This window comes from uncultured Finegoldia sp. (assembly GCF_947252345.1).
In the GTDB taxonomy this organism is placed as follows: Bacteria; Bacillota; Clostridia; order Tissierellales; family Peptoniphilaceae; genus Finegoldia.
This window is the reverse complement of record NZ_CAMXVC010000024.1, coordinates 21,521-29,795: the sequence shown is the minus strand read 5'-3', so window position 1 is coordinate 29,795 and position 8,275 is coordinate 21,521. Positions and strand designations below refer to the sequence as shown.

General features: G+C 38.0%; 7 protein-coding genes. 5 read left to right on the top strand and 2 right to left on the bottom strand.

The genetic code is table 11. The features are described from left to right. The first annotated feature begins 571 nt into the window (after positions 1–571). Complete coding sequence (locus tag Q0X02_RS06035) at positions 572–1,885, top strand: MATE family efflux transporter (protein WP_297813026.1); 1,314 nt, start codon at positions 572–574, stop codon at positions 1,883–1,885. 36 nt (positions 1,886–1,921) lie between these two features. Then, positions 1,922–2,422, top strand: a complete 501-nt coding sequence (locus Q0X02_RS06030; RefSeq protein ID WP_297813023.1) for a DNA-deoxyinosine glycosylase — start codon at positions 1,922–1,924, stop codon at positions 2,420–2,422. Between the two features lie 120 nt (positions 2,423–2,542). On the opposite strand, the gene Q0X02_RS06025 is transcribed toward Q0X02_RS06030, so the two are convergent. Then, positions 2,543–3,460: a GTP-binding protein gene (locus Q0X02_RS06025; protein WP_297813020.1), complete on the bottom strand. Its 918-nt coding sequence runs from the start codon at positions 3,458–3,460 to the stop codon at positions 2,543–2,545. Then, on the bottom strand, positions 3,460–4,515 hold the full coding sequence (locus Q0X02_RS06020; protein WP_297813017.1) for an NAD(P)-dependent alcohol dehydrogenase: 1,056 nt from the start codon (positions 4,513–4,515) through the stop codon (positions 3,460–3,462). The genes Q0X02_RS06025 and Q0X02_RS06020 overlap by 1 nt, the downstream gene beginning before the upstream one ends. Before the next feature lie 367 nt (positions 4,516–4,882). Here Q0X02_RS06020 and Q0X02_RS06015 point away from each other — a divergent pair, with 367 nt between their 5' ends. The 3 genes from Q0X02_RS06015 to Q0X02_RS06005 are packed head-to-tail and all read left to right on the top strand — an operon-like array spanning position 4,883 to position 8,254. After that, complete coding sequence (locus Q0X02_RS06015; protein ID WP_297813014.1) at positions 4,883–6,136, top strand: serine dehydratase subunit alpha family protein; 1,254 nt, start codon at positions 4,883–4,885, stop codon at positions 6,134–6,136. Between the two features lie 10 nt (positions 6,137–6,146). Then, the gene (locus Q0X02_RS06010; protein ID WP_297813012.1) at positions 6,147–6,872 is read left to right on the top strand and encodes a gamma-glutamyl-gamma-aminobutyrate hydrolase family protein; all 726 of its coding nucleotides are present in this window, start codon (positions 6,147–6,149) and stop codon (positions 6,870–6,872) included. Between the two features lie 11 nt (positions 6,873–6,883). After that, a complete protein-coding gene (locus tag Q0X02_RS06005) occupies positions 6,884–8,254 on the top strand; it encodes an APC family permease (RefSeq protein ID WP_297813009.1) in 1,371 nt (456 codons plus the stop codon). Positions 8,255–8,275: the final 21 nt, after the last annotated feature.

Genomic DNA, 8,275 nt, shown 5'->3' with positions numbered 1-8,275 from the left:
TAAATCTGTTCGCTCGATTTCTACTCGCTCACCGATTTTTGACGGATTTTTTCGAATGAATTTTCGTTTGTATGTGTGCTTTCTGACGCTGTTTTAGGATTGAGGAGTTTCAGTATGAAGTGTAGAAAATGGTGTGAAGGTTGGGTTTGAGTGTAGGTTTTTGTTTCAGTATTTACGTTGATGCAAAAGGGGAATAAAAGGTTTAACACGTTCATCTGGCTTTCACAAATTGGAAAGCCTCTAATCTCGAAATCCTAAAATTTGAAGCACGCTTCGCTTGCGCGGTCAAATTTTGGCCGGATTTTTTCGATTGAGTTTTCACCAATTTGTTCCAGACGATTCACTTGGTTAAAGCCTTTTATTCCAGGGTAACACACCTCTGGGGGGATAAGGGGCGTAAGTTGATAATTCAACTCTCAAAATCCTAAATCTGTTCGCTCGATTTCTACTCGCTCACCGATTTTTGACGGATTTTTTCGATTTGATATATGGTATAATTGTTCTATGGTTTGAAACGCGTCCATTCACAAAGGCTATTGTGTGGGCGTTTTTATTTTGTGAGAGGGTATATATGGCTACGGACAAGACTTTTAGGGAGTTTGGGAAATATGTTTTGTTGAATATTTTTGCGCAGTTTGCTTTTTCGTGCTACACGTTGATGGATACTTTTTTTGTGGCGTGGAGGTTGAGGGCTGATGGTTTGTCGGCTCTTAATATTGCTTTTCCGATGTTTTGCGTTATTAATGGAATTGGTTTGATGATTGGCATTGGTGGTGGTATCAAATATTCTATCTACAAGAGCAAGGAGCTGAATGACGATGCGAACACAATTTTTACAAATGCGATTGTGTTTGGTTTGTTTGTCGCTTTTTTGTTTGTGGTGTCGGGGATTTTGTTTTCGGGTTATTTGGTTAGGTTTCTCGGCGCAGATGATAGTATTTTCGAGATGACGAACACTTATTTGAGGGTTATGATGTTGTTTGCTCCGGCTTTTTTTATGAACAATATTTTGCAGTGTTTTGTCAGAAATGACAGAAATCCCAAGCTGTCGATGGCTGCGATGGTTGTTGGCAGTGTGTCGAATGTTGTGTTGGATTATGTGTTTATTTTTCCGATGAATATGGGGATTTTCGGGGCTATTTTTGCGACGGGGCTTGCACCTATTATAAGTATGATGGTGATTTTTCCGTACATTATTGCGAGAAACAATGGATTTCATTTGAACGGCAAAATTTTCGATGCGAAAAGTATCGCGGAGATTTCGTCCAAGGGGATGTTTGCGTTGTTGACGGAGTTGACTTCTGCTACGGTGATGTTTGCGTTCAACATTATAATTTTAAATCTCGCGGGGAATTTGGCGGTCGCTGCTTTTAGCATTATCACTGTGATTTCTTTGGTGGTGACTGCGATTTACACTGGGTTGTCGCAGGGGATTCAGCCGATAATTAGCCACAACTACGGGAAGGGCGACTGGGAAAATGTCAGGAAAATTTTGAAATACGCTGTCGTAACGCAAATTTTGTTGTCGATTTTGATTTACTTGACGATTTTTTGCAATGCAGATAGTCTCGCGGCTATCTACAACAAGCAAAACGATGTTGTTCTTCAAAGTTTCGCGGTGAGTGGTATGAAAATATACTTTGCGGCTTGTTTTTTCATCGGTTTCAACATTGTAATCTCGACTTTTTTCACTTCGACGGAGAAATCATTGTATTCTCAGGTGATTTCACTTGCGAGGGGATTTGTGGTTATAATTCCAGTGGCTTTGATTTTGTCGAGGATTTTCAAAATGACGGGCGTGTGGTCTGCGTATCCTGTGAGTGAGTGTGTGGTTTTTGTGATTGCGATTTTTCTGCTGTTTTTGGACAAAAATCACGGGGAATGATTTGAAAATTTTGGAGGAAATTTTTTAGGAGGAAATATGAATAGGAAATACGAGACGATAATTCATCCGTTAGAGCCGCTTTACAACGAGCAGCCCAAGATTTTGATTTTGGGGTCTTTTCCTTCTGTGAAGACGAGGGAGTATGGGTTTTTCTACGGACATCCACAAAATAGATTTTGGAAACTGATGGAGAGGATTTTCGAGGTGGATTTGAACACGACCATCGAATACAGAAAAAAGTTTCTACTGGAACACAAAATCGCACTCTACGATTCGATTTATCAGTGTGACATCATCGGCTCATCGGATTCCAGCATCAAAAATGTCGTGGCATCTAATTTGTCAAAAATCGTTCAAAATTCTAACATCGAGCAGGTTTTCTGCAATGGGAAAGCTTCATTCAAATGCTACGAGAAATATCAACAACAAAATTTGAAAATAAAGGCGACAAAACTTCCGTCGACAAGCCCAGCCAACGCAAGGTATAGCTTAGACGATTTGTTTGAACAGTGGAAAGTTATCGCAAAATACTTGTAGCTTTATCGCCAAATAGATTAAAATTGAGTTTGAGTTGAAAAAACAAATTACATCAAAAATTTTTTGCAATAAAAAATGTACAATTGTTACCTCAAAGGTATAGATTGTACATTTTATTTGCTATTTTTCCAAAATTTGTCTTATTGCTTTTTCATCGTAGTCCGTTCCAATGAATACCATTTTAGCACTGGATTTTTCAAGTCCTCCAATGATATAATCATTTTCAACCAATTCATACCTAAAATAATTGTCGTTGTATTTAAACACGCCCTTGCTCCTAAGTATATCCCCGTACTGACCACGAATAATTCTCTCTAAAAGAACTATCATTTGTGTAGGGTTGATGTCCTTTAGGTTAGTTAGAGATATTGATTTTAATTCTTTTGTTCTCGTCTTTGTGTTCTCAACTTTTATTTCAAGCTTATCTTTGCGATTAGTTGTGACTAATTTATCGTTTAAAATGTGGTCAATTTCATTATCATTAAGATTTGAGTAATGATAATTCAAAAAATTATCATATTTGATATCTAAATTATTTTTTATTCTATCAAAATCTTCTAAGCTAAAATCTTCGGATTTTGACACCAAAATTCTGGATATTTCTAACAGTTCATCTGGGTATAAATCAGCAAATTCCTCAAAGGCTCTTTGATAATTTTTCCCATCAACTATTAGTATAGGAACGAGCAAATTTATCCTATCGTACATAATTTTGGACAAATCATCGATGATTTTCTTCGGTCTAGCCACGCCACTTGGCTCTACTATTAGGTAGTCTGGGTCAAGTGAATTAGCAATTGTCATCACTGAATGGGCAAATGATAAATTCATCGAGCAGCAAATACAACCTTCGGAGATGGATAATATTTCCATCTCCGAATTGTTAGAGTTATCTTGTTTTAATATATTTGAATCTACATCTTCTTCTGCAAATTCATTTTCAATTATTACGAAATTTTTTCCGGTTTTTTTGCTCAAAAACTTTATAAAACTCGTCTTTCCTGCTCCTAAGAATCCACTTACTAGAAGTATTTTCATTATAGAGTTACTACTGGTTTAATTAAATCTTTTGGTTTATCTTTCATTAGATACAAAGCGTCTTCAACTTTTTCAAATCCAGTAAATTTATGAGTTAAAAGAGGATTAACATCTAATTTTCCAACTTCGACTAATTTAGCTAGTTTTTCAAGTCTTAATCTTCCACCAGGCATCAAACCTCCGACGATTTGTTTATGTCCCATACCAACACCCCATTCGATTCTTGGGATTTTGATGTATTCTCCACTTCCTAAGTAATTAACGTTACCGATTTTTCCGCCAGCTTTTAAAGCTTTTACGGCTATTTCGAATGTATCCACATTTCCACCTGCGATGACGACTCTGTCGACACCTTTTCCATTTGTCAATTCAAGTACTTGTTCAACGATATCGCCATCTTTATAAGAAACAATATCTGTTGCACCGTAGAATTTAGCAGCTTCGATACAAGTTGGTCTAGTACCTACGGCTATGATTTGAGATGCGCCTCTTAAATTTGCACCGGCAACTGACATCAATCCAACAGGACCAATTCCTATACACAATACTGTGTCACCGAATTTAACATCGGCTAACTCAACACCATGAAAACCAGTAGGAACCATATCCGATAACATACATGCTTCTGCTGGAGATATTGAATCTGGAAGATGGGCAAGGTTTGCATCGGCATCGTTTACATGGAAATATTCACCGAAAACACCATCTTTTATGTTTGAGAATTTCCAACCTGCAAGCATTCCACCAGAGTGCATTGGAAATCCTGCTTGTGCTTCTAGTGAACTCCAATCTGGAGTTATAGCAGCAACCATAATTCTGTCACCTGGTTTGAAATCCTTTACCAATTCTCCGACTTCATCCACTACACCACAGCCTTCATGACCTAAAATCATATTGTGCTTTTGTCCTAAAGCACCTTCCCATACTGTGTGAACATCTGATGAACAAGGAGAAAGAGCTAACGGTCTAATTATAGCGTCTCTTGGTCCACAAACTGGTCTTTCTTTTTCTATCCAACCAGTTTTTCCTATTTCTAACATTGCAAAGCCTTTCATAATTCTTCTCCTTTCATATTTGAAAATTCTTTACAAGTTTATTATAGAAAAATTTTTAACAAATGTAAATAGTAAAAATGTTTTTTTTAGATATCAAACTACAGATAAATTTTAGCGAGTAAAATCTGAGAAATTAAAAATTTGAAAATAAAGGCGACAAAACTTCCGTCGACAAGCCCTGCCAACGCAAGGTATAGCTTAGACGATTTGTTTGAACAGTGGAAAGTTATCGCAAAATACTTGTAAAGCTCATCAGAAATGGTGGGCTTTTTGTGAAATTGTTTGCAAGATAGATGTTTTCGTGATATAATAGTTAATAAATAAACACATAGCATTAATTTGCAAAAATATTTATCGAGGGGTTAATATGAAAAATTATACTGAGTTATTAAAATCTGAGTTGATTATGGCATTGGGCTGTACTGAACCAATTTCAATCGCTCTGGCGGCTGCTAAGGCGAGGGAGGTTTTGGGGGAAATGCCAAGTAAAGTAGAAGTGTCGTGTTCGGGTAACATCATCAAGAATGTAAAAGGCGTTACGGTTCCGAATACAAATGGAATGAAGGGAGTCGAAGCGGCGGCTGCTATTGGAATTGTAGGAGGAGATTGTTCGTTGGGGTTGGAAGTTTTGTCCAAAATCGACGATGAGGACATAAAAAAGGCGCGAGAGCTTGTCAAAAACGACGTTATAAAAGTAAGCCTGAAAGAAGGCGAAGAAAATCTTGACATTGAAATCACGGCACAGGCAGAAGATGGAAATAATGTCGATGTTGAGATTAAAAACAAGCACACCAATATTGTAAAAGTTATCAAAAATGATGAGGTCATTCACGTTGACAATTGCTACACTCACACGCCGGAATACGACAAATACGATGAGTTGAGTTTGCGAGATATTTACGAGTACGCAAACAATGTCGATTTGAAAGAGGTCGGTGATTTGATTGAAAAACAGATTAATCTGAACTCGAAAATTTCGGATGAGGGTTTGACTGGAAAATGGGGAGTAGCTATGGGCAAAATCCTCTATGACGAGGACGATTCAGTGAGGTCGAGGGCAAAAGCGAGAGCTGCTGCCGGCTCAGATGCGAGAATGAGCGGATGTTCGCTTCCGGTTGTCATCAATGCAGGTAGTGGAAATCAAGGTATAACTTGCACGATGCCATTGGTTGAGTTTGCAAAAGAAAAAAACTACGACCGAGAAACTTTGTGCCGTGGACTTTTGCTCACGAATTTGACGGCACTTCACATCAAGAGATTTATAGGAAGATTGTCAGCGTTTTGCGGAGTAACTTCTGCGGGGGTCGCTGCAGGGGCTGGGATTTGCTATATGGAAACCAACAACTACGATTTGATTGAAAAAACTGTGGGCAACGCTTTGATGATAGCTTCGGGAATGATTTGTGACGGAGCAAAGCCTTCCTGCGCTGCGAAAATCGCAACGGCTGTCGACGCTGGAATTTCTGGATATTATTTGGCAAAAAACAACAGGAATTTCCAACCTGGAGATGGTCTGTTGAAAGATGACATTGAAGAAACGATAAGAAGCATTGGATATGTGGCAAAAGAAGGAATGAAGGAAACAGATATTATAGTATTGAATACGATGATTCAAAAGTAAGGAGAATTTTATGAAAAAACCAATTATTGGAATTTCCGGTTCAATTATAATAGATTCTTCCGGAAATTTTCCTGGATACAGAAGAAGTTATGTGAACGAGGATTACGTCAAATCAGTTATAAAAAACGGAGGGATTCCCTATATTATCCCGATGAATGGTGATGAAGATGTTGTAAGAGAACAAGTCACAAATATCGACGGGCTCATTTTGAGTGGTGGCCACGATGTCACTCCAAAATTCTACAACCAAGAGCCACACAAAAGCTTGGGTGGGATTTTGCCGGAGAGAGATGTGTTCGATTTTAATTTGGTGAAATTCGCTGTCGAAAAGAACATTCCTATTCTAGGGATTTGCAGGGGATTTCAGATTTTGAACGTGTATTTCGGTGGAACGTTGCACCAAGATATCAACTTAAAAGAAAAGACATTCATCAAACACAATCAAGTGAATTTTCCTTCGATGGTGAGTCACAGCGTCGATTTGATGGACAACACAAAATTAAAAGAAATGTTCAACGAGGATTGCATAATGGTAAATTCTTTCCATCATCAAATAATCGACAAAGTTGCTGGGAATTTTGTGGCATCTGCAATCAGCAAAGATGGTGTTGTGGAGGCGATTGAAAATCAAAACTACAAGTATATGTTAGGGGTTCAATGGCATCCTGAAATGCTACACAATTCTTATGAAAAAATGAATTTGCTATTTAGCGAATTGATAAAAAATACAAAGTAAAGGGGTAAAAAATGAATAATGCGACAAAAAAATTGGGATTTTGGTCGATAGTGTTGTTGACAATAAATTCCATAATTGGCTCTGGAATATTTTTGTCTCCAGGTTCAGTTGTAAAAATGTCAGGAAAGTATGCACCGGTAATCTATCTTGCAGCGGCAGTGTTTGCAGCAATACTTGCGATTACATTTGCATCAGCAGCCAAATACGTATCCAAAGGGGGAGCAAGCTACGCCTACACCAAGGCAGCGTTCGGCGATAATTGGGGGCTATATATCGGAATCACGAGATTTTTCTCGGCAGCAATAGCATGGGGAGTAATGGCAACGGGAGTTGTGAAAACCGTCCTAAATATTTTTGGAAAAGACAATACAGACTTTGGTTATATAACAATCGGATTTATTGTATTGATGGTTATTTTATTCATAATAAATGTTTGTGGAACAAAAGTGTTGGAAATGGTGAGCAACATCTCCACAATTGGGAAACTTTTAGCCTTGATTACAGCGATAATCGCGGGATTAATCGTCGTCATAATATCCGGCCAAAACAACTTCTCGCAAGTGGAATCACAAACGGTGGATGTGGCGAGCAATATGGATTTCCAAACAGTTGTAATGGCAGTAATCGCAGCGTTCTACGCGTTCACAGGATTTGAAAGCGTGGCATCTGGTTCTGAAGATATGGAACAACCGGAAAAGAATTTGCCAAAAGCCATTCCTTCGGGAATACTAATCGTAGCAGTGATTTATTTCGGAATCGTGCTAGTATCTATGATGATAGACCCTGTTTCAATGGTTAAAACAAAAGAAGTAGTAGCACTTGTAGCTGTGTTCAAAAACAAAATTGTAAGGTCTGTAATACTTTACGGCTCGTTGATATCGATGTTTGGAATAAATGTTGCAGCGTCATTCCACACGCCGAGAATTATAGAATCAATGGCAAACGAAAACCAAGTTCCGAAAATTTTCGCACACAGAACTGACAAGGGATTTCCATTGTTCTCAATGGTTATAACAGCTATCTTGGCAATAGTGTTGCCGATAGCGTTCAAATACCATATGGGTTCGATTATGATTATAAGCGCAATCGCAAGATTTGCACAATTCATAATGGTGCCACTCGCAATAATAATCTTCTATTACGGAAAAAACAAGCAAGAAATTGTATCAGATGTCAAGAAAAACTTCCTCACAGATGTCATCATCCCGGTTTTAGCGTTGTTGTTGACAATATTATTGTTGGCAAAATTCAGCTGGGTAAAACAATTCACAGTGGACAATAATGGCGTACTAAGCCCAAATTACTTGGCGATAGCTTCGATGTTCATCGGATATATATTAGTTCCATTATTTGTTTACTTCTACAACAAGAAAAACAACTAAAATCAAATAAATATAACTTGC

Bases quoted from the DNA above. Each gene is read 5' to 3' on its own strand.
- Q0X02_RS06005 (WP_297813009.1), top strand. From the start codon at position 6,884: ATGAATAATGCGACAAAAAAATTGGGATTTTGGTCGATAGTGTTGTTG.
- Q0X02_RS06030 (WP_297813023.1), top strand. From the start codon at position 1,922: ATGAATAGGAAATACGAGACGATAATTCATCCGTTAGAGCCGCTTTAC.
- Q0X02_RS06020 (WP_297813017.1), bottom strand. From the start codon at position 4,515: ATGAAAGGCTTTGCAATGTTAGAAATAGGAAAAACTGGTTGGATAGAA.
- Q0X02_RS06015 (WP_297813014.1), top strand. From the start codon at position 4,883: ATGAAAAATTATACTGAGTTATTAAAATCTGAGTTGATTATGGCATTG.
- Q0X02_RS06035 (WP_297813026.1), top strand. From the start codon at position 572: ATGGCTACGGACAAGACTTTTAGGGAGTTTGGGAAATATGTTTTGTTG.
- Q0X02_RS06025 (WP_297813020.1), bottom strand. From the start codon at position 3,460: ATGAAAATACTTCTAGTAAGTGGATTCTTAGGAGCAGGAAAGACGAGT.
- Q0X02_RS06010 (WP_297813012.1), top strand. From the start codon at position 6,147: ATGAAAAAACCAATTATTGGAATTTCCGGTTCAATTATAATAGATTCT.